The sequence below is a fragment of the Pseudomonas ovata genome (genome assembly GCF_003131185.1).
Taxonomy (GTDB): domain Bacteria; phylum Pseudomonadota; class Gammaproteobacteria; order Pseudomonadales; family Pseudomonadaceae; genus Aquipseudomonas; species Aquipseudomonas ovata.
Genome location: NZ_QFFU01000013.1, coordinates 126,964 through 148,235, shown reverse-complemented (window position 1 = coordinate 148,235; position 21,272 = coordinate 126,964). Strand labels below are relative to the sequence as shown.

The following is a 21,272-nucleotide window of genomic DNA, read 5'->3' as shown; positions in this document are numbered from 1 at the left end:
TTTGTGTGGAGCCTTCAATGCAGACCGAGAACCTTGATAGCCCGGACCTCGATGCGGTGTTTGCCAGCGCCTTGCAACGCGCTGAACGTGTTGCGCTGGAGCCGATGCAACTGCTGCAGATCGCCGACCAGCTCAATGCCGCCCAGCGTCCCCACGATGTCGCGACGCTGTATCAGCGCTGGCTTGGGCATTGTCATTCGGCGATCAATTACATCATTCAGTTCAACCTGGGCGTTACGCTGTCCGGCCTTGGACAAATAGACGCCGCCGAGCAGGCCTATCGCGCCGCCATCGCGCAAAACCCCGAATTCGCCCAGGCCTGGTTCAACCTGGGCTCGCTGCAGGAGCGTCAGCTCAAGCCGCAGGAAGCACTGGCCACCTGGCAATCGATGCTCGACAAGCGCCTGGTCGATGCACAGCAGAGCCGTGACCTGTATGTGCTGACCTGTAACAACCTGGGCCGGCTGCTGGAAGAAACCCGCCAGTTACAGCCCGCCGAAGCCATTTTGCACACCAGCCTGCTGGCCGATCCGGTCCAGCCCAAGGTCATTCAACACTGGGTGCACCTGCGTCAGAAACAATGCGTATGGCCGGTGTACGACGCGCCTGAAGGTTTGAGCAAAGGCGATCTGCTCAAGGCGTCTTCGCCTCTGGCGTTGCTGGCCGGCAGTGGTGACCCGGGCCTGCAACTGGCAGCGGCCATGCATTTCGTCAAGGAAAGGGTCAATGTGCGCGTGCCGGCCCTGGCCACGGCGCAAGGGTATGGCCACCAGAAGCTGCGCATCGGCTTCTTGTCGTCAGACTTCTGCCTGCATGCCGTGTCATTGCTGACGGTCGAGCTGTTCGAGTTGATCGACCGCGAGCGCTTCGAGGTCTACGGCTTCTGCTGGAGCCGCGAGGATGGCTCGCCGCTGCGTGCGCGGGTGAAACAGGCCATGGATCATTTCGTGCTCATCGGTGCGATGAGTGATGCGGCCGCGGCGCAGTGCATCCGCAGCCATGAGATCGACATTCTGATCGACCTGCACGGGCTGACGTCCGGGGCGCGCGCGGACATCGTGGCCTACCGGCCGGCCCCCGTGCAGATGACGTACCTGGGCTTTCCCGGCACCACGGGACTGCCGGCCATCGACTACGTGATTGCCGACCGCTACCTGATTCCTGACACCGAAAAACCCTACTACAGCGAAACGCCGCTGTACCTGGACAAGATCTACCAGTGCAGTGACCGGCAGCGGCCGGTGGCAGCCCTGCCGACCCGGGCCCAGTGCGGCCTGCCGGATGATCGCTTCGTTTTCTGCTCGTTCAACAATAACTACAAGTTCAACGAGGAGGTCTTCGACTGCTGGATGCGCATCCTGCAGCGCGCCCCTGACAGTCTGCTGTGGTTACTGGCCGATAACCGCTGGGCCCAAGACAACCTGTGCACCCGGGCAAAGGCGCAAGGCATCGATCCGGCTCGCCTGCTGTTCGCCCCGCGGGTGGCACCGCCGGAGTACCTGGCGCGCTACACGGCCGCCGACCTGTTTCTGGACGCCTATCCGTTCAACGCCGGAACCACGGCCAACGATGCGCTGTGGATGGGACTGCCGGTGCTCACCCGCTCAGGCCGCACCTTCGCCTCGCGCATGGCCGGCAGCCTGCTGACGGCGCTGGATCTGCCGGAGCTGATCACCACCACCCTGGCCGACTACGAAGACCGCGCCGTGCAACTGGCGACCGAGCCCGATCTGTTGCCCGGCCTGCGTCAGCGTCTGATCCAGGCCCGCGACACCTCACCGCTGTTCGATACACCGGGGTTTGTGCGCGATTTCGAAGCGGCAATCAGCCGCGTGGCGTTGTAGGAGCGCGGGGGCGGCCATCCGTCTTGCCGGCGACCGGCTGCGTAGCAGTCGTAAATTTGCGGCGTTTCGCAGATTTCTGCGAGCGCTGCGCACTCGGTCGCCGGCAAGCGGGCTCCTACGGGTGTGAATTTTATAGCCAAGAAAATCAATAAGTTATTTTATGTTTGATGAGCGCGCGGGGACGGCCACAACAGCAACCGCCTGTACATCAGGCGGTTGTTTTCAGAACAGCCCCTGCACCTTTTCCAGTTTGCTGCGGGTCATCTGGCCGGTGCGGGTGTGCAGGTTGACGTAGCTTTGCAACACTGCCAGGCGGGTGTCGAGCAGGTCGCGCCGGGCCGAGAACAGGCGTTGCTGAGCATCGAGGATGTCCAGGGTGGAGCGCACGCCGGCCTGGTAGCCCTTTTCAGCTGAAGTCAGGGCGACCTGGCTGGAGCGCACGGCAGTGATCAGCGCACGGATTTTCTCGAAGCCGGCAACCACGCCCAGGTAGTTGGCCTCGACATCTTCGGTCAACTGCTGCAGTTGCGCGTCATAGCTGGAACGGGCGCTTTCCAGGGCCGAGCGGGCCTTTTCCGACGAGGCACTGACGCCACCGCCCTGGTACAGCGGAATGTCGACCACCACCCCCACGTAGTAAGTCGACTGTCGCTGGGACAACTCGTTGATGTCGCTCTGGTCGACTCGCGCCATGCGTCCGCTCAGGGCGACGGTCGGGTAGTGTCCGGACTTCTGCAGTTTCAGGTTGGCTTCGGCCACCTTGATCGTGGCCCGGCTGACGCCCAGTTCGGCGGCGGCCTGATCGGCCTTGAGCATCCAGTAATCGAGGTCTTCCTCAGGCGCCAGCAGGGCGTTGGCCGGCGAAGGCTCCTGCATGGGCTGAATATCGTTGACGGGCAGGCCGGCCCGGCCGGAGAGTTTGCGCAAGGCGGCGCGGCGCCGGGCCTGGGCTTCGATTTCCTGGGCGCTGATGGCATCAAGCCGGGCCTGGGCTTCTTCAAGGTCAGTGATGGTGCCTTCGCCGGCCTCGAACAGGCGCTTGGACTGTTTGGCCAGGGCGGCAATGGACGCTTTCTGCTGGGAGGTCAGTTTCAGTTCGTTTTCGACCTGTGCCACATCGAAATAGGCCTGTACCACCCGGTCGTACAGCGCTTGTCCGGCGTTGTCGTGCTGAAACTCTCCCAGCCGGGCACGGGCCTTGGCCTGCTCGTAGGCCGCCCAGCGGCCTTTGTCGAACAGCGGCTGGCTGACCGTCAGGGCAATGCTGTCGGAGGCAAACTGGTCTTCGCCGCTGTTGGCCGCCGACTCCTTGTTGAATTTGCCACCATGGCCATAACGCGAATTGATCGCCACCTGGGGCAACAGGCCACTGCGACCGATCGCTTCTTCCTGGCGCGAGGCTTCGTAATCATGGTTGGCCACCTGGTAGGCCGCATCGTTCAGGCGCGAGGCGTCATACAAGGCCACCAGCGACAGTTGATCGTCGGCCGCCAACAGGTGGCAGGAGAACAGCAGGGCAAATACAGCGACAGGCAGGCGCACGGTCATTCTTCCTTGAAGGCGCCGGCCATACGCTCGGCGATCGGCTGCATCAGATAGTTGGCCAGGGTGCGTTCACCGGTCTTGACCAGTACCTCGGCCTGCATGCCCGGCTTGATGTCCAGGCCCAGGTTGTGCAGCTCTTCGACTTGCTCAGGATTGACCGAGACCTCCACCGAGAAATACGGCGAGTTGGTGTGCTCATCGATCAACTGGTCTGGCGATACGGTCTGGACCTTGCCGACAATGACCGGGGTGTGTACGCGTTGCAACGAACCAAAGCGCAGGTCCACGACCAGCCCGGGCTTGAGCCGATCGGCCATCATGGGCGGGAATTGCGCCTTGACCACCCAACTGGACCCTTGCGGCACGATGTCCATCAGCCGCTGGCCGGGCTGGGCGATACCGCCAACGGTGTGCACGGCCAGGCTCATCACCTGACCGGCGACCGGTGCCACGACAGCGGCACTGTTGAGTTCAAATTCCAGGGCCTTGATCTGGTCGGCCAGGCTTGAGCTCTGGCCTGAGACCTGGGTCAGTTGCGATTCGGCATCGCTGCGAAACAACTGACCCTGCTGCAGGGTCTTGAGCTTGCTTTCATTGATGCCCTGGCGAGTGCGGCCGATGTCGGAAATCGTCGCGGCCAGTTGTGCGCTCAATTGTGCAGCATTGCTCTCGGCCTCGAACAGGCGGTTGCGCGGCAGATAGCCTTCGCGGGCCAGCTCACGCAGGCCCTTGAGTTCCTGCTGCTGAAATTGCAGCTGTGCCGAGTGGTTGCGCTTGATCTCTTCGTAACCGGCCAGTTGTTCGTTCAGCGAAGCGATTTCGTGCTGGTTGATCTGCAAGCGGCTGGCCAGCTCGGCACGGCGTGTGGCGAACAGGTAGCCTTGCAGTTCCATGGACGCTCGCGCCCGCGGGTCGTCGGCGCGGGCCAGCAGGTCGGGCGACCATTGAATATGGTCACGGTCCAGGCGCTCGGCCATCAGCCGCTCTTCGACGGCCCGAGCACTCAGCCATTGGCCGATGGCGACATCAAGCTGCGACTTGGCCTGCACGGTGTTGAGCTGTACCACCACCTGACCTTGCTGCACCTGGTCGCCTTCACGCACCAGGATGCGCTCGATCATGCCGCCGCTGCGTGATTGCACTGTCTTGCGCTCGCCGGACACCACCACCGAGCCACTGCCCACCACGCCCCGGTCGAGCGGTGCAAAACCGGCCCAGAGAAAAAAGCCGCCCAGGCCCAGCAGCAGGCACCACATACCGACGCGGGCGATGTTATTGGCATCGGCATCGGGTTTGGAGACCGGGGTGGACAGGTCGTTCTGACTGGCTTGCATGGATGCCTCAGGCTTTTTGATTGCTGGTTTCCGGGTTGCTGTCGGGTGCACTGGCAGGCGCGACCGCTTTGGGCGCCGCCGCCGGCATCAGGGTTTTCATCACCTGGTCGCGCGGGCCGAACAGTTGCTGAACGCCTTCCTTGAGAAACAGCAGTTTGTCGACCACCCCCAGGATGTTCGGCCTGTGGGTCACCAGCACCACGGTGCTGCCTTTGTCCTTGAGCTTGCGCACTGCCTGCACCAGTGCAGCCTCACCGGCGTCATCGAGGTTGGAGTTGGGCTCATCGAGCACCACCAGCGAAGGGGTGTCATAGAGCGCACGGGCCAGGGCGACACGTTGTTTCTGGCCGCCTGACAGACCCAGCCCCCCTGTGCCCAGCAAGGCATCGTAGCCTTTGGGGAAGTGCAGGATCATTTCGTGGATGCCGGCCATCTGCGCGGCCTCAATGACTTTGTCGGAGTCCACTGCGCCAAAGCGGGCGATGTTTTCGGCAATCGTGCCGTCGAACAGCTCGATGTCCTGTGGCAGGTAGCCCAGGTGGGGCCCCAGCGCCTCGCGCGACCACTGGCTGACTTCGGCATTGTCCAGGCGCACCGAACCGTGGCTGGCCGGCCAGATGCCGACCATGGCGCGCGCCAGGGATGATTTGCCCGAGGCGCTCGGGCCGATGATTGCCAGCACTTCGCCCTTGGCCAGCTTGAAGGTCACACCGTTGACGGCCGGGCGCTGCAGGCCCGGCGGGGTGATCACCAGCTTGTCGATGCTCAGGGCACCGGTGGGCGCCGGCAGCGGCATGCGTGCGGTGTCCTTGGGGAATTCATTGAGCAGGCGGTTCAAGCGTTCATAGCTGCTTTTGGCATTGCCCATCTGCTTCCACGAGCCGATCAGCGCCTCGGCCGGCGCCATCGCGCGCCCAAGCAGGACGGAGACGGCAATCATGACCCCGGCCGAAATCTGATTCTCGATCACCAGTATCGCGCCCAGGCCCAGGGCCAGGGATTGCCAGGTCATGCGAATAAAACGCGAAATCGCCGCAATGCGTGAACTGCGGTCGCTGGCCTCGCCCTGTTCGGTGATGACCTGTTGCTGGACGTTGTACCAGCGACGACGCAAGGGCTGGAGCATGCCCATGGCCTGAATGACCTCAGCGTTCTGCAAGGTACCGTTCACATAGCTCGAAGACGCCACCGACAAGCGGTTGGCCTCGCTCATGCTCTTGCGCGTGGTCAACTCGTTCCAGATCGCAAGCCCGGCCAGGATCAGCGAACCGATGACCGTGAACACACCGAGCAGAGGGTGAAACAGAAAGGTCGCAATGACGTAGATCGGCAGCCACGGCGCATCGAACAGCGCAATCAACGCAGGCCCGGTGACGAACTGGCGAATGCTGTTCAGATCGCTCAGGACCTGGGCCGGGTTGCTACTGTTTTCCTTGAGGCTGCGCTGAAAGGCGGCGTCAAAGACCCGTTCACCCAGCTGCGTGTCCAGACCCGCGCTCATCTTGATCATGACCTGGCCACGCACCCACTCCAGTGCACAACTGACCGCAAAGAAGATGAGCAGGATCAGGCTCAACATCAGCAGCGTGGTTTCGTTACGGCTGGTCAGGACACGGTCGAAGACCTGCATCATATAAACAGAAGGCACCAGCATCAGCAGGTTGATCACCCCGCTGAACAGGGCAAGCACCCCGAAAAGACGACGGTAGCGCAGCAGGGCTGCATCGATGTCTCGCTTGGGATCAAAAAAGAGTCGCATGGCGTCCAGGAGAGAAAGTCACGATAGGAAAAGGGCTGCTGGCCAACAGGCCGGCATCGCATCACGCAAGCTTGATGCCGCGGATGCTAGCACTTTGGCAGGCGAACTGCTCAAGGCCGGCCCACACACCTATATCATCGGCTCCAACAGCCTGATCTTGAACCTGTTGACTAAGGCTTCATCGTTGAGCGTACGGTCACGATGCAGCCTGTCGACAAGTACCTGCCAGCCCTTTGCCGCTCGTCAGCACTGACTGGATCCGTTGCGGCCTTTATATCGCGCAAGACGTTTCTTGCCTGATCGCTCAGGTGCATGTTCAAGCTCTGGGCGGCCAGTGCTATCGACTACAAATTCCGGCTACAGAATGTTTCGGCCTTTGGTTTCAAGTGACAGGCAAAAAAACAGCTATCTATATAGCTATCTATCTATACGGATCAGCACGCAGTTGCGCGAAAAATGACGTGCAGCCCCCGTAAAAAGCGATGTGCCGATGCCTGGGCTCTACAGGACCGGTTTACCAGGCAAGGCAGCCGAATCGGCACGGCCGACACCAAAACCGACGTCGCAGGTGAACCGGAGCGGTGCATCGACTACAAATTCCGGCTATGGTAATAACGAAAAACATAGATAGCTATCTAGATATATAGCTATCTTTTAATTCCGCAACTTACTGTTTTAAATACTAATCTTTCAAGATATCCAGCGGGTTTTCGGGAAGTGCCTGCAAGGTATCCCCCAGTGACAGTCGCAACTGGGCAGCCTCTTGAAAGCGGAACACCAGGCTTTTCACGGTCTTGCCTTCGGTGATTGTCTCGTAGGTAATCGAGATGCCCGACTTGGCCATGATCTCGTTGATCGAGGGCGTGATGACACGCTGACGCAGGTTGTTGAAGCGCTTGTAGCTGTCGCCCAGGTCCAGAAGGATGCGCAGCCTCTCGACCTCGATGACCAGAACGCCAGTGCTCTTGAACTGCATCATCAGCTCGAACAGCCGAAAGCTGTGCATCGAATTGAGGTTGGCCACACGGCGTAGGTCGTACGAGGTCAGCTTGCTGTTGAGCATCGACAGGTAGGGGATCACATCCACCGTGAAATTCAACGTCACACGTCCCTCGCCCTCGGCATAGGTCGCCTTGTACACCCAGCGGATGCGCGTGCGGTTCTTGCCGTCGAACGTCTGGATATCGCGCTCGTAGAGGGAATCGGCCGCTTCCTTGAGATTGGTATAGGCAAAACGGATCGGCACACCGTAGATCTCGGCAAAGCTGGCGGCGGTCACGGTGATCTTGGAGGGCATCGGTTTGCGCGGGTCGACCTGGGCGATCGCGGCCAGCAGCAGGCGCTGTTCCTGCAGGGTCAGGCGGTAGGAAGCACTGATCAGATCGTTGGCTTTCGTCACCAGCAGTGACGAAGGTTCTTTGGCGGTCATCGACTACTCCGGGCGCGTTGATGAGTCGATAGTAACAAGCTTGGCAACCGTTTTTCGTCTGGTTTGTGCATGCCTGAAATATCCAGTCGTTAATAGCCATAAGCCATAGCCGGAATTTGTAGTCGATGACCGGCACCGGTTTGACCTGGATTTTCAGTTGCGGCGCCATGATCGACGGTAGCCGGAATTTGTAGTCGTTACCCGCAAGTCTGGCAGTAGCCGGAATTTGTAGTCGTTATGAGCACATGAAGGGCGTGTAGGACGCGTCTGTCAGACGCACTGGCATGGCTGAGGGCCACGTTTGGCGAGGCGTTGAGCCATAGCCGGAATTTGTAGTCGATAGCCAGCCCCTGTTTCGCCGCTTATTTTCGACCTTTGTCGAGCCTGCCGGGATGACATCGAGGCAAAGGATCACTTAGCTTAAATTGGGATCCAAAAATCGTTGACTGCCTGTGGATAACAGCCGGAATTTGTAGTCGTCATAGCTGAAATTTGTAGTCGATACAGCTGGAATCTGTAGTCGTCATAGCCGGAATTTGTAGTCGTATAGCCGGAATTTGTAGTCGTTGCACCTCTGGAGGCCACGTAAATCAAGGCCTCCAGAGGTGCTAAAAACAAGCTTTAAAAACAAGCTTTAAAAACAAGAAAAAAAGATTTTAAAAACACACGCGAAGAGCTGATTTTTTTCTGGGATGAAAAATCAAAAGCACAGAGCAAAAAGGAAATAGCGCCAAAACCTCCTGAGAGCTTGCAGGTTGCACGAAATGCATGCCTAAGCTCCACGGATGTGCAAACAAGGGTAAAACCGCTCAAAACTCTTCTCAGGGTCTTTTGAGGCTATTGCTACGAGGTGTGCAGATGAGTTTTTCAGGTGCCATGGAAAATTTTCTGCCGAATTGCCGGCGTGATGAAAAAACACCAGGTGCAATGCATTCGACGTCATATCACTGCAGTCGCGGGCATCGGGGCCGCACTTTGCCCATGATCACCAGAAACGTTACCGACAAGCAAAGCAGAAGAAAACGCGCAATACAAAAAGCAGAATCTTTCAAAGTGTTCGGATTTTCCCTACAAGCACAAGTCACTCAGCTGACAGCTGGAATGGAAGACCTGCGCTCGGAGGAAAGCGCATTTAAAATAGCTAGCTATATAGATAGATAGCTATAATGCACGTCGAAAGAACGGCCTATATATAGCTGCCGCAACGAGAAGGAGACCGCAGTGACTATTTTTGCATGCGTCAATACCAAAGGGGGCGTTGGCAAAACCACCACAGCCGTGCACCTGGCAACCATGCTGGCAACACGAGGAAAGACATTGCTGATCGACGGCGATCCGCAAGCCAGTGCGGCCAGTTGGGCCGCCTGGCGCCGTGATAACCCCGAGTACAGCCCAAGCCCGACCACGGTCTGTCTGCAAGGCAAAGCCATCAATTCGGAAGGCCGCCAGCTGGCAACGTCTTATGAGCACGTCGTTGTCGATGCCGGTGGCCGAGATTCGGTGGGACTGCGCTCTGCATTGTTGTTGGCTGAAGTCGTCATCGTGCCCGTAGGCGCCAGCTCGTTTGACGCAGCAGCAATGACGGATTTGTTGACGGTCGTTGACCTTGCACGCGACTACAACCCCGACCTGAATGTGAAGATGCTGTTGTCCCGAGTCGATACCCGCACCAAGGACACCGGTGAGATGCTGCACTTCCTGGAAGAGCAGTCATTCAGTGTCTTCAAGACCAAAATCTGTGAGCGTGTGGCTTTCCGTCGCTGCATCAGTGAAGGGGCGATCGTTCATGAGCTCAAGCGTGATCATGCCGCCATTCAGGAAATGAACGCGTTCTTTGCCGAGGTACTGGCATGATCAAGTCCAAGCCAGACATCAAAAGCTTCAAGAAGGACCCGAACGATTTTCTCGAAGGCGGGGAGGCCGACAAGGCCTTGAACAAAATGACAGTCCGTGAAGAACCTGTGGCCCAGGAACCGACCATTGAAGCCTTCAAGCCAGAGCCGACCATCCAGAAGCTGTTTCGCTTACGGTGGGACATTGCCAACGCACTGAAAATGGGGGCTGCACAAGAGTCAGCCAAGAGCGGAAAGCGCGTCACTGAAACTGACATTGTTCAGCAGCTGTTAAAAAAGCACTACAACCTCAAGTAGTTGAAGAGTTGGGCAGGTAATCCATTTATCGATAGCTAGATAGATAGCTATCTCTTTGGTTCAATCACAGCGCTCAGCCTGCCTGGCTAGGGGTTAGCTAAAAAGATAGCTATCTATAAAGATAGATAGCTATCAAAATCAATACCACCCCTAGAGAACCAAAAGAGGTTAGCCGCTCTACCTTCCCGGATTACCCGACCCGGTTTGCGCAGAATGTGTTGTTTTATTTGGGGTCTTTATTTAGGGGTGGTATTGAAAAGGAGAGCATATGCTTACTGAAATCGTGTCCGTGCATGAGCGCCTGGTTTCCAGGCTTCATGTCTTTAATCAACTATGGCCCAGCCTGGTGGTCAACGGTACGGTCTGGAAGTTGCCTGTCCTGGCAGAGCAAAAGGCACCTGATCGTATCGATGCACAACGCCTTGAAGGACAGGCCGCCATCGAGGCTGCCATACAGGCCATGACGGCGTTTGAACGTGTTGTCGGCCAGGCACCCGGTACGGTCATGCGCTTGCCGGGTTACTTTGCCGTGCGCGACAGCGTCTTACCTTGGGTCCGTGAAATCAATGATCTCAAGGACGAACTGATGGCCATGATCGAAAAGACCCGCCTGGAACTGAATCTGGCCACCACGGCACGCTCCAAGATTCTGCGGCAGGCCCTGGGGCATCAATTCAGCATGAAGCAACTGGGCCGTCATACCCAGGCCTTCGACAGTTGCCCGCGCTTGATTGTCTTTACCTGGGCCGGCCACACCACCGGCGGTGAGCGGGTTGAGGTCGGCAAGGTACGCGAGCTGTTGGCCAAGGCTGCCGAGCAGCAGTCGGACCGCGACAATGTCGCGCCCGGTGAGACCCTTGCCGGCGCTGAACTGCGGCGTATCGTCAACCTGGCGGACCATGCCACCTTGGTCAAATACAAGAAAGTGGCGCCACACCCACGGGCGATGCTGTATTTCTCGGCCAGTTCCCGTTACGACGCGATGATCCACAGCAATTTGCCGCTGTTTGTACTGGCCGGTGAAAAGCCGATCGAGGTTCACGAGTTGCGTGATTTTGATCGCCATGTACGCCAGGCCGAACGGCCGGACAAGAAAAGTCGCATTGAAGTCATCCCACGGATGAACCTGTACCTCAATCCCAATGACTTGGTCGGCATGCGCAAGTCTCAGCTACCCCAGAGCCGCTCCAGCCTGGTGGCCTCCACGTACTCCGAGAGCCGCGCCAGAACGTCAGAGGACAACCTGCCTCACAACGACGATCAACTGGACCTTAACCTTCCGGCTGTAGATGACTGACGACCTGGCGGGTGCCTTGCTCGATAAAGGCGCTCCAGGCGGTCATGAGCTGCCGGCGTTTATCCAGCAGGTCACCCCGGTGATAAGCCGCTTCAACCTTGTCGCCCAGGGTATGGGCCAGGGCCATTTCGCAGACGTCCCTGGGGAAATCGGTGTGTTCGGCCGCCCAGGTGCGAAAGCTGGAGCGGAAGCCATGCGGCACATAGTCATCGGCATTCAATTGCGCCATGACCCGGCGAATGGCGTTGCCCGGGAGCGCACCGCTATGGCGGGCATTGGGAAAGACATATAAAGGGTGTTTACCACGCTGTTGCTCCAGTACCTGCAGCGCGGCCTCCACCAACGGTACGCGATGAAGCTTGCCGGCCTTCATTCGTCGGGCGTCGATGTTCCAGACCCGATTGACCAGGTCGACCTCCTCCCAGCGCGCTTCACACACCTCCGCACTGCGGCAGGCCGTATGGATGATCAGCTCACAAGCGCGTGCTGCTGTACTGTCCAGGCTGTCCAGTTCACGGACAAACGCGCCCAGCCGATCAGCCGGCATGGCCGAAAATGGCATCTGGCTGCGCTTTTGTCGCGGCAACAGCTTGTCCAGGTGGCCGCGCCAGCGAGCCGGGTTTTCGCCCGTGCGCAGTTTGCGCGCCTTGGCCGCATCGAGCACCAGCTCGATACGGTTGCGCAGGCGCGAAGCCGTTTCAGGAATGCGGCTCCAGATGGGTATTAGCACATCCAGCACATCGTCGGTCTCAATAGCCTCGACCGTCATTGCGCCCAGCCGTGGATAGACATGATCGTCCAGCGAATGCGTCCATTGCTGGGCATGCCGGACGTTTTTCCAGCTCTGCTGGTGTGTCTGGATATAGCGCTCGGCTTCTTCGCGAAAGGTCACCGGACCTGCTGCCGCCAGAACGCTCTGTTGCTCGGCCTGGCGTTGTGCCAAAGGGTCGATTCCCTTGCTCAGGGCCAGACGATGTGTGTCGGCCGCCAGGCGTGCGGCCTTCAATGAAACGGCTGGAAACGCGCCAAGACCCAGGTCATGCCGGCGTTTGTCACGTTGGTAACGTAACACCCAGCTTTTACTGCCGCCGGCACTCACCCGCAAAAACAGGCCACGCTCGTCAGCATACCGGCCTGGTTTTTCCACGGTTTTGATAAATGACAGGGTCAGCTTGCTCATTTCTTCTCGCAAGGAAAGGACACACAAAGAAGCAAAGTTTACAGCGCAATGTACGCGGAGGCACCCTCCGCGTACATTTGCGGTTAAAGCCTTTATTTGCAGGCACTCAGGTTCTGATCAGGTTAATGAACCCTCACTCAGGCCCTCATCGAAATGAAACGCCTCCGATGATAGGGGGCGTTTCATTTCAGCGGGCTGAAAAGACGTCAGATCTTGAAGCTGTCAACCAGTTGCTTGAGGCGACCGGCCTGTTGCGACAAGGCGGCGCAGTCTTTGAGAGTTTCGTTGAGGTTGGCCACACCTTGCTGATTGAGGGTGTTGATCTGGTTGATGTCGACGTTGAGGGTTTCTACCACGGCGGTCTGCTCCTCGGTGGCGGCAGCGACCGACTGGTTCATGCCATCGATTTCACCAATGCGCCGGGTGACATCCTGCAGGCGGCTGCCCGCCTGGTTCGCCACCTCGACACTGCTCTGGCTGGAAGCCTGGCTTTCATTCATGTTGATCACCGCTTCGTGAGAACCACTTTGCAGTTCACCGATCATTTTGTGGATTTCGTCCGCCGACTCCTGCGTGCGATGCGCCAGGTTGCGCACCTCGTCGGCGACCACCGCAAAGCCGCGCCCGGCCTCACCGGCCCGTGCGGCCTCAATCGCTGCGTTGAGCGCCAACAGGTTGGTTTGCTGCGAAATACCCTTGATCACGTCGAGAATGTGGCCGATGTTGTCGGTGCTGGCGTTGAGCTTCTCGATCTGTACACATGAACCACTGATCTTGCTCGACAACTCGCTCATCGAGCGAATCGTCTGTTCGACCACACGCCGACCGTCCTCGGCCTGCTCGCGCGCATCACTGGCCTGGCCCGATGCATCAGAAGCATTACGGGCAATTTCCTGGGTCGCCGCCCCCAGTTCGTTGATGGCTGCCGCAACGCTATTGGTGCGGGCGCTCTGTTCATCGAAGCCGATGATCGACGAGTTGGACGACTCTACCACCCGTTGTGACAGGTCATGCACCTGCAAAGTGGCCGATGAGACTTCAGCAATCGAGGCATGGACGCGCTCGACAAAGCGGTTGAACGAACCGCCCAGTTCGGAAAACTCGTCATTGCCCTGCAGTTTCAGGCGGCGGGTCAGGTCACCCTCACCCTCGGCAATGTCCTGCATCGCACGGCCCATATCAGTCAGCGGACGCATCAGCGCACTGATCAGCAGGCTCAGCAGCAGAGCGATCACGGCCACCGCAATCAGCACCGCAATCAAGGCCGACTGGCGGAACTGGCGCAGTGGCGCATAGGCTTTTTCCTTGTCGATCGACAGCCCGATATACCAGTCAGCCCCTGGCAGGCCGGTGATCGGGGTAAAGGACAGCAGCCGCGCCTGACCATTGAGCACGACTTCACGCAGGGGCTTTTCCAGCGCCAGGGTCTGGCCCGGATAAAGATCCTTGAGGTTTTTCATGACCTGGTCCTTGTCCGGGCTGACGATCACCTGCCCGTCGCGGCTCACCAATACCGCATGGCCCAGGCCACCGAAATCGACCGAATTGATGATCTTGACCAGGACATCGAGGCTCAGGTCACCCCCAGCCACGCCATTGATCTGCCCACCGGACCGGATCGGGCTGGCAATGGTAACGACAAGCCCCCCTACCGACGCCTGGTAGGGAGCGCTGATGATGGTTTTGCCCGCCGCTACCGTCGAGCTGTACCACGGTCGTTTGCGCGGGTCATAGCCGGCCGGCATCTGTGCGTCCGGGCGCTGGGTGAATACACCGTCGCTGTCACCGATGTAGGTGAACTGGAAAGTGGAAAGCAGCGATTGCGCACCGACCAGACCGCCCAGGTCATTGGTCTTGATGCCTTGGCGCTCCACGTCCTGTGTGAGGTTATCCAGTGCCAGAATCCGGCCGCTCAGCCAGTTCTGCACACTGCTGGCCGTCAATTCGCCCGCCTGGCCGACCGAGGCCTCAAGGTTCTGGCGGATGGTCATGCGTTGCAGGTAGTCGTTGTACAAGGTGAACAGCGCAAAGGCCAATACCACAACGCCCGAGGCGGCCAACAGGATCTTATGACGAAACTTCAAATTCATCAGGGTTTATCTCAGCAGTCATCAGGAACGGGAAAATAACGGACACGTCTTAACGTTCTAGAACTTTAAGGTTCTTGAACAAGAACGATGTCGTACGTCAACTAGGAATAGATGAACGGAAGTATAGATGAGTTGCAAGCGGCTTTTCATTCGGTATCGGCCCGGTGGCATTGTTTTTATGAAGGGTCCTGGAGCCCTTTATAAACGTGGCCTGCACCAAATGAAAGGCTGGTGAAAGAAGAACAGGCTTTTTTCAAAAAATTACTCATTTTTCCTTACAGCCAGACGTTCTGCCGCCGATAGCGTAGTGCGTTATACCTTGCGATGGCCTCACAAAAACAATCCCAGCGGCCCGAATCATTAGAATAGACATTCCAGGAGAACGTCGAATGAACAGCTGGTTTTCCAATATCAGCGTCAATATGAAACTGGCGCTGGGCTTTGGTCTGGTGCTTGTTTTTACTGCCATTTTAGCCCTTGTCAGCTGGACCGGTCTGGGCAAGCTCATTGACCGCAGCAACTGGATGAGCGACATCGGCACGCTCAATGTCCAGTTGACCAAATTGCGTGTTGCCCGCCTGCAGTACATGGTGGCCAACGGTGACGAAAAGGTGGCCGACACCGTGCAGGCGTCCTTCGATGGCTTCAAGGGCCAGATCGACTACCTGCTCAAGACCTTTAAAAGCGCCGACAACCTCAAGATGCTCAATCAGTTGAGCCAGGTCAGCAGCGCTTATCAGCAGTCGTTCAACGACATGCGTACCGGCTACAAGACCAGCAATCAGGCGCGGGCCGACATGGCCATCCAGGCACAAAAGGCTGCTGAGCTGGTCGACCAGACCCTGGCTGAAGTCCAGGGTGATGCCGAACAACTGGAGCAATACCAGGTCATGGTCCAGACCCGCCTGGACCTGCTCAAGGTGCGTTACGAAGTGCGTGGCTACGCGGCAGCTCCCAATCCTGAGGGCGAGCAAAAAGCCTTCGGCCAGCTGGAGACGACCCTCAACGGGCTGGAGCGCATGAACAGCGTCTTCGCTGGCAGCCAGGCTGCACGCGTCAAGCAGCTGGAAAACGCGCTGCTGGGTTACCGTGCGGCCCTGCAAGGTTTCAAGGCAGGTGATGCGCAGATCGTTCAGGCACGCAAGGAAATGACCACTCAGGGCCAGGACATCGTCAAGATCAACGAAGACCTCAACCAGCTTCAACTGGACCGTCGTGACATAGAAAGCGCCCAGGCCCGTCAATGGCAGGTCATCTGCACCTTGCTGGCCCTGATCCTCGGTATCGTGGCGGCCGTGTTGATTACCCGCCAGATCACCCGCCCGCTGCAGCAGACACTGGAAGTGGTCGAGCGTATTGCCTCGGGCGACCTGACCCGCACCCTGGAAGTGACGCGCCGCGACGAACTGGGTGTGCTGCAACAAGGCATCCAGCGCATGGGCAGCACCTTGCGCGAGCTGATCACCGGCATTCGTGACAGCGTGACCCAGATTGCCAGCGCCGCCGAAGAACTCTCGGCCGTCACCGAGCAGACCAGCGCCGGCGTCAACAGCCAGAAAACCGAAACCGACCAGGTGGCCACGGCCATGCATGAAATGTCGGCCACCGTCCAGGAAGTGGCCCGCAATGCCGAACAGGCCTCGCAAGCCGCTTCGGCCGCCGACCGTGAAGCGCGCGATGGCGACCGGGTGGTGGGCGAGGCGATTGCCCAGATCGAACGCCTGGCCACCGAGGTCAAGCGTTCCGCCGATGCCATGACCGAGCTGGAACAGGAAAGCGACAAGATCGGCAAGGTCATGGACGTCATCAAGTCCGTGGCCCAGCAGACCAACCTGCTGGCCCTCAACGCCGCCATTGAGGCGGCACGTGCCGGCGAAGCCGGGCGTGGCTTTGCCGTGGTCGCTGATGAGGTGCGTGGGCTGGCCCAGCGCACCCAACAGTCAACCGAAGAAATCGAAGGCCTGGTCGCCGGCCTGCAGAGCGGCACCCGCCAAGTGTCGAGCATCATGCTTGGCAGCCGTGAGCTGACCAACAGCAGCGTGGAGTTGAGCCGCAAGGCCGGTGATTCGCTGGGCAGCATCACCCAGACAGTCTCCAACATTCAGGCCATGAACCAGCAGATCGCCGCTGCCGCCGAACAGCAGAGCGCGGTGGCCGAGGAAATCAGCCGCAGCATTGTCAACGTGCGTGACGTGTCTGAACAGACCGCTGCGGCCAGCGAAGAAACGGCGGCTTCAAGCGTCGAACTGGCGCGTCTGGGTGGTCAGTTGCAGATGATGGTCAGCCGCTTCAAGGTTTGAGTCCATTTGATGTGGGAGGCGCCGGGCGGCACCTCTCACGACAGAATCTCTCTTGAAGATTCCTCCACTCAATCCCCGATCCGCTTCGTCACCCATTGACGGGTGTACGCCAGCACCTTGTTCGCCATCGTCGTGGGGAAATGAATGAACCCATGCGGTGCGGCCGGCAACCTGTGCATTTCAACCTCTGCCGACCGGGCCCAGCGTTCGGCCAGGCCGAAGGTGTCATCGCTAAGCGGATCCAGCTCGCCAACAAACATCAGCGCAGGCGGGAAATCGGTGAAGTCGCCATACAGCGGTGAGACCGGAGCCTGTCGACGTTGTGCATCGCTCAGTCCAGGGGTAAGCATCTGAAACGCCTCGACCATGCCCGGGCCGTCCAGCAACAGTGTCTCCGGGCCGGCGGTGCGCACACTGGGTGTGCCGCTGAGGTCGAACACCCCGTAGTACAGCACCGTAGCACTGACCCGACGCAGCAGGTCAGGCCACGCTTTCAACGCCAGTAACGTGGCCACCGCCAGATGGCCACCGGCTGACTCGCCGACAACAATGACGGGTAAACCGGCAAATTCCGGAGCGTCCCCCAGCAGCCAGCGGGCAGCACACAGGCAGTCCTGGAGCAGACCTTCGATCGGTGTCGACACGGCAAGCCGGTAATCCACTGAAATGACCGCCACGTCGCAGGCCTTGACCAGGCCGGCGTTGAGGTCGTCATTCATCTGCGCGTTGCCGATCACCCAACCGCCACCATGGAAATCGAGCACGATCCCCCTGGCCTTGCCAGCGGGCCTGATGATCCTGACCGGCACCGTCGTTCCGTCCACTGTCACGATTCTGCGTTCGGCGTGCAGGCCATGCCTGTGCAGACCACGGCTGCGCCCCAACTGGCTCATGCGCAGCAGGGCCTGAATGGCCATGGGTGTGAGGCGATTTCTGATGCGAAAACGCGGCAGCCAGGCAAGCTTCTTATTGAACTGCCTTGCCTGCGCGATATCCTGCTCTGAACACAGGCATGCGTCATTCTCCAATGGCCGGCCTCCTTGGGTGCTCTCTTGAACTACCTGAGGCTGTCGACATATTCGCCGACCGCAATACGCTCGGCCTTGCGCTTGCCAGCCTCTACAAACGCCTCGAAAGACGCGCTGGCCATCAGCTTTTTAACCTGGATTTCCAGGTGTTTGAGCACCGGCTCCGGCACTTGGGCCAGGTCGTGTTGCAAGGCATGGGAGCACGCCAGTGTTTCCACCAGCTTGGCGCGGAACTTGTCCAGGCCCCGACCGCTTTCAACCCGTTTCCAGGTCGAGATAAAGAACGTCTCACCACGGCCCGGTCCGTTGCTGGTGACATAGGACACCGCACACAGGCCCACCCCACTGCGCTTGCGCCAATGCACAGCGGCATGCTCGTCAAGTTGCAGGATGTCTTGCTCAAGGCACGCATGACCACTGTGCTTGAGGTGAATGCTCGCCGCTTCCAGCGCACCCAGCGTGCTGCCGAATGTGGCATCGGCAAATCGCGACTGCAATATGACACGCTTGTCGCGCACGATACGCACGACCCAGACCGCGCTGCGGACCTCGCGGCTGATGCCACGGGGCACGTTGTAGGTCAGCCCATCGATGGTTTTCTGATAACAACGCAGGCCAGAGACATCGACCGAGGAGCGCACCCAGACGTCGGTGCTGGGCTCCAGTGGCTGGTTGATGGGCTGGCCGTTTCGATGCAGGAAACTCAGGATCTGTATAGATCCGGGTGTGACATGGTAGGTGGTCAGGAACGGCCAGCGCTTGAGCGCCAGTTCGCGTACGGCCGGCATGTTCTGGGGATGGGTCGTGTCCAGCGCGCTGCAGCGTTCCAGCGCCTGACTCTCGGCCATTACGTCATCGACAATGGCCTCGGCCTGTTCGGCACCGACCAGTTCCTTGTAATGCTGGAAAATCTCGTCCAGATCCAGGCTGGCCTTGCGTGTCATTTTCAGCATGATGCCTGCCTCGATTGCGCTGTGCGGTGTCCGCCTGATCCGGTGGTCCAGGCGTTCGCCCTGAACGCTGTCCGGAATCTGTGAAACGTCAGAAGCCATGAAAAATATCCTGCTGTCATTATCCGGGCCTGGCAGTAAAAAACCTTGCGCGGCACCGTCGTTTTGCGAACCGGTTCACTGCAGGATCTGTAGATATGGCAAAGCAATATTAAATGGCCATATCTGCACAGTTCGTCATCATGGATCAGGCAACTAAAAAAATGACAAACGCCTTAAGTTGGAGTTCCCTGTTTTAGTGTAAGCCCATCGGGACAACAGGCTGAATCGGCTGACATTATCCAGCGCGCCAGCCCAGCGATTATTCATCATCGATCAGGGCTGATCAAGCCAACGGTCTGTTTCAACCGCCTATCGGATTGTACAGGGGTCGGAAATAATCAGCAGGCGCCGTGATATCCATGGGTTAACGACACTCTTCTACACCCCTGTAACAAGTTGGATGGGCTTGAATATCCCCCTCATTTTAATATTAAACGCGGCCTTTTAGAGCATCACCAGCGTCCCTTGTAGCGGTTCAGGGATTCCACATACTGGGCCACGGCAATCTGGTCAACCTTACGTTGTCCGGCCTGCTTGAAACGCGTAAATACGTCACTGTCGAGCAAGCGATCGACTGCCTGGCGAATGCTTTTCTGCACCGGATAAGGCGTGTCCCTGGCCTCGTTGTCTATTTCCCAGGCCCGTTCCAGCACACTCACCAGCTTGCCGCGAAACTTCTCCATGCCCCGGCCACTGGCCACGCGCCGGTAGGTGGAAAGAAAAAAGGTCTCGCCCCGCCCGGGTCCCCGATGCGTGACATACGCCACGGCACATAATCCGACGCCACTGCGCTTGCGCCAATGAACCGCCGTACGTTCATTCAATTGCAGCACATCGTCGCGACGCCAGGCATGGCCACTATGAAGCAGATGAAGAATGGCGGCATCGAGTGCACGCCGCGTGCCCCCGAAGCGCCGATCGGTAAAGCGGGCGGACACTTGCACTTTCTTGTTTTTCAGGACACGAACGATCCACACACGGCCTCGGGTTTCCCGGGTAATGCCGCGCGGAACGCTATAGGTGACATCATCGACACTCTTGTCGTAACACCTCAGGCCTGAAATATCGATTTCAGACTCAGTGTTCATACAGGCAACCGACTGTCTGTAAAGTGAATAAAGCGGCTGATACCGCCGGTTGAATAATCCGTATCGCTGTTCAAGGGCAACTGAACCCGACGGGCCTGTTCACGCCTGTAACAAGTAAGCGTGCAACGGATTTGATCGTGCAGGACACTTCAGGGTGACCACCGCCGTCGACAGGAACCTTGACGCATGGCGCCCGATCTACACGGTTTCCAGGTTCGGGATACAGACGTCAATCAGTGTGGCAGTCAACAGGCGACCCGGCCCGATCAAGCGATGGATGGACCCGTACCGGGCCCGAAATCTGCCGCCAATTGCCCTCGGTTGCCCGACGCCTGCGCGTTTTTGCCACATACTTGCCGATTCAAGTGACAGCAAGGTCAATCTTCCATTGAAAAATCTACTTCCCTGGCTGCTCGGCGGTGTTCTGTCTTTTCTGCCGCTGTCTTTTGCGTATGCAGCCACTGCCAAGCCTCTACAACTGATCGTTCTGGCCTCCAGCGCCACCATGGGCGCTTTCCAGGCACTAAGCACCGACTATGAGAAGCGCACTGGCGTACGCCTGGTGGCGCAACTGGCGCCCTCGACAGGCAATGCACCCTATGCGATAGCCAATCGCATGGCTCGCCAGGAGCCGGCCGATGTTGTGCTGTTGAGCCGTCCGGCCCTGGAACGGCTGATCAAGGACGGGCATGCCGATGCCGACAGCCGCGTCGAACTGGGCAAGGCCTTTATTGCCTTGGCCGTGCCGGCCGGGGCGCCCAAGCCGGATATCAGCACCATGGAGAACTTCCGCCAGACCCTGCTGGACGCTTCGTCCATCGCCTATTCGGACAGCTCCAGCGGTCTTTATGTATCGCGGGTGATGTTCAACCGGATGCACATTGCCGATCGTGTACAAGACAAGAGCCGGATGATCAGCACTGAGCCGGTAGGCGATGTCCTGGCGCGTGGCGAGGCGCAGGTGGGTTTTCAGCAGCTCAGCGAGCTCAAGCAGGCGAACGGTATCCAGATTGTGGGGCTGATCCCCGATCAGGCACAGCAGATGACCTTGTACTGCGGCGCCGTGGCCAGTCGCAGCAATCACCCGCAGGACGCCCAGGCGCTGCTCGATTACCTGGCCTCGAGCGAAGCGGCCGGCACAATGCGTGACAACGGGCTGGAACCCATGAAATGACA

16 protein-coding genes and 1 pseudogene are annotated in these 21,272 nt (G+C 58.8%); 7 read left to right on the top strand and 10 right to left on the bottom strand.

What is annotated here, in order from left to right:
* Positions 1–17: 17 nt before the first annotated feature.
* On the top strand, positions 18–1,844 hold the full coding sequence (locus DGA31_RS18185; RefSeq protein WP_056835860.1) for an O-linked N-acetylglucosamine transferase, SPINDLY family protein: 1,827 nt from the start codon (positions 18–20) through the stop codon (positions 1,842–1,844).
* Between the two features lie 222 nt (positions 1,845–2,066).
* On the opposite strand, the gene DGA31_RS18180 is transcribed toward DGA31_RS18185, so the two are convergent.
* From DGA31_RS18180 to DGA31_RS18165, 4 genes are all read right to left on the bottom strand, one after another.
* Positions 2,067–3,392: a TolC family outer membrane protein gene (locus DGA31_RS18180; protein ID WP_109513491.1), complete on the bottom strand. Its 1,326-nt coding sequence runs from the start codon at positions 3,390–3,392 to the stop codon at positions 2,067–2,069.
* On the bottom strand, positions 3,389–4,723 hold the full coding sequence (locus tag DGA31_RS18175; protein ID WP_056835686.1) for an HlyD family type I secretion periplasmic adaptor subunit: 1,335 nt from the start codon (positions 4,721–4,723) through the stop codon (positions 3,389–3,391). The genes DGA31_RS18180 and DGA31_RS18175 overlap by 4 nt, the downstream gene beginning before the upstream one ends.
* A 7-nt stretch (positions 4,724–4,730) precedes the next feature.
* A complete protein-coding gene (locus DGA31_RS18170) occupies positions 4,731–6,482 on the bottom strand; it encodes a type I secretion system permease/ATPase (protein ID WP_109513490.1) in 1,752 nt (583 codons plus the stop codon).
* Between the two features lie 682 nt (positions 6,483–7,164).
* Positions 7,165–7,911, bottom strand: coding sequence for a replication initiation protein (locus tag DGA31_RS18165; protein WP_056835690.1), 747 nt, complete (start codon positions 7,909–7,911; stop codon positions 7,165–7,167).
* 768 nt (positions 7,912–8,679) lie between these two features.
* Here DGA31_RS18165 and DGA31_RS29660 point away from each other — a divergent pair.
* The 4 genes from DGA31_RS29660 (at position 8,680) to DGA31_RS18150 (ending at position 11,358) form a co-directional block, all read left to right on the top strand.
* The gene (locus tag DGA31_RS29660; protein ID WP_152035056.1) at positions 8,680–9,072 is read left to right on the top strand and encodes a hypothetical protein; all 393 of its coding nucleotides are present in this window, start codon (positions 8,680–8,682) and stop codon (positions 9,070–9,072) included.
* 60 nt (positions 9,073–9,132) lie between these two features.
* Positions 9,133–9,765, top strand: coding sequence for an AAA family ATPase (locus DGA31_RS18160; RefSeq protein ID WP_056835692.1), 633 nt, complete (start codon positions 9,133–9,135; stop codon positions 9,763–9,765).
* Positions 9,762–10,061 (top strand): hypothetical protein, encoded by a 300-nt coding sequence (locus DGA31_RS18155; RefSeq protein ID WP_109513489.1) that lies wholly within the window; start codon positions 9,762–9,764, stop codon positions 10,059–10,061. The genes DGA31_RS18160 and DGA31_RS18155 overlap by 4 nt, the downstream gene beginning before the upstream one ends.
* Before the next feature lie 268 nt (positions 10,062–10,329).
* Positions 10,330–11,358 carry a DNA replication terminus site-binding protein gene (locus tag DGA31_RS18150; protein WP_109513488.1) on the top strand — a complete coding sequence of 343 codons (1,029 nt, stop codon included), beginning with the start codon at positions 10,330–10,332 and terminating at the stop codon, positions 11,356–11,358.
* On the opposite strand, the gene DGA31_RS18145 is transcribed toward DGA31_RS18150, so the two are convergent.
* From DGA31_RS18145 to DGA31_RS30815, 3 genes and pseudogenes are all read right to left on the bottom strand, one after another.
* A complete protein-coding gene (locus tag DGA31_RS18145; RefSeq protein ID WP_109513487.1) occupies positions 11,333–12,538 on the bottom strand; it encodes a tyrosine-type recombinase/integrase in 1,206 nt (401 codons plus the stop codon). The two genes, DGA31_RS18150 and DGA31_RS18145, sit on opposite strands and share 26 nt — an antisense overlap.
* 206 nt (positions 12,539–12,744) lie before the next feature.
* Complete coding sequence (locus DGA31_RS30820) at positions 12,745–13,533, bottom strand: methyl-accepting chemotaxis protein (protein ID WP_421957983.1); 789 nt, start codon at positions 13,531–13,533, stop codon at positions 12,745–12,747.
* A gap of 117 nt (positions 13,534–13,650) precedes the next feature.
* Positions 13,651–14,529, bottom strand: a pseudogene (locus DGA31_RS30815) (cache domain-containing protein); the annotation flags it as partial.
* Between the two features lie 488 nt (positions 14,530–15,017).
* On the opposite strand from DGA31_RS30815, the gene DGA31_RS18135 reads away from it, so the two are divergent.
* The gene (locus tag DGA31_RS18135) at positions 15,018–16,928 is read left to right on the top strand and encodes a HAMP domain-containing methyl-accepting chemotaxis protein (protein WP_109513485.1); all 1,911 of its coding nucleotides are present in this window, start codon (positions 15,018–15,020) and stop codon (positions 16,926–16,928) included.
* 68 nt (positions 16,929–16,996) lie between these two features.
* Here DGA31_RS18135 and DGA31_RS18130 read toward each other — a convergent pair whose 3' ends face one another.
* The 3 genes from DGA31_RS18130 to DGA31_RS18120 all read right to left on the bottom strand — a co-directional run bounded on the left by DGA31_RS18130 (position 16,997) and on the right by DGA31_RS18120 (position 20,096).
* Positions 16,997–17,956 carry an alpha/beta hydrolase gene (locus DGA31_RS18130; protein WP_241509616.1) on the bottom strand — a complete coding sequence of 320 codons (960 nt, stop codon included), beginning with the start codon at positions 17,954–17,956 and terminating at the stop codon, positions 16,997–16,999.
* Positions 17,957–17,985: 29 nt separating this feature from the next.
* On the bottom strand, positions 17,986–19,008 hold the full coding sequence (locus tag DGA31_RS30305; RefSeq protein ID WP_241509614.1) for a type II toxin-antitoxin system RelE/ParE family toxin: 1,023 nt from the start codon (positions 19,006–19,008) through the stop codon (positions 17,986–17,988).
* Between the two features lie 452 nt (positions 19,009–19,460).
* Positions 19,461–20,096 carry a hypothetical protein gene (locus DGA31_RS18120; RefSeq protein ID WP_109513484.1) on the bottom strand — a complete coding sequence of 212 codons (636 nt, stop codon included), beginning with the start codon at positions 20,094–20,096 and terminating at the stop codon, positions 19,461–19,463.
* A gap of 388 nt (positions 20,097–20,484) precedes the next feature.
* Between DGA31_RS18120 and DGA31_RS18115 the strand changes: the two genes are divergently transcribed.
* On the top strand, positions 20,485–21,270 hold the full coding sequence (locus DGA31_RS18115) for a substrate-binding domain-containing protein (RefSeq protein WP_240043348.1): 786 nt from the start codon (positions 20,485–20,487) through the stop codon (positions 21,268–21,270).
* Positions 21,271–21,272: the final 2 nt, after the last annotated feature.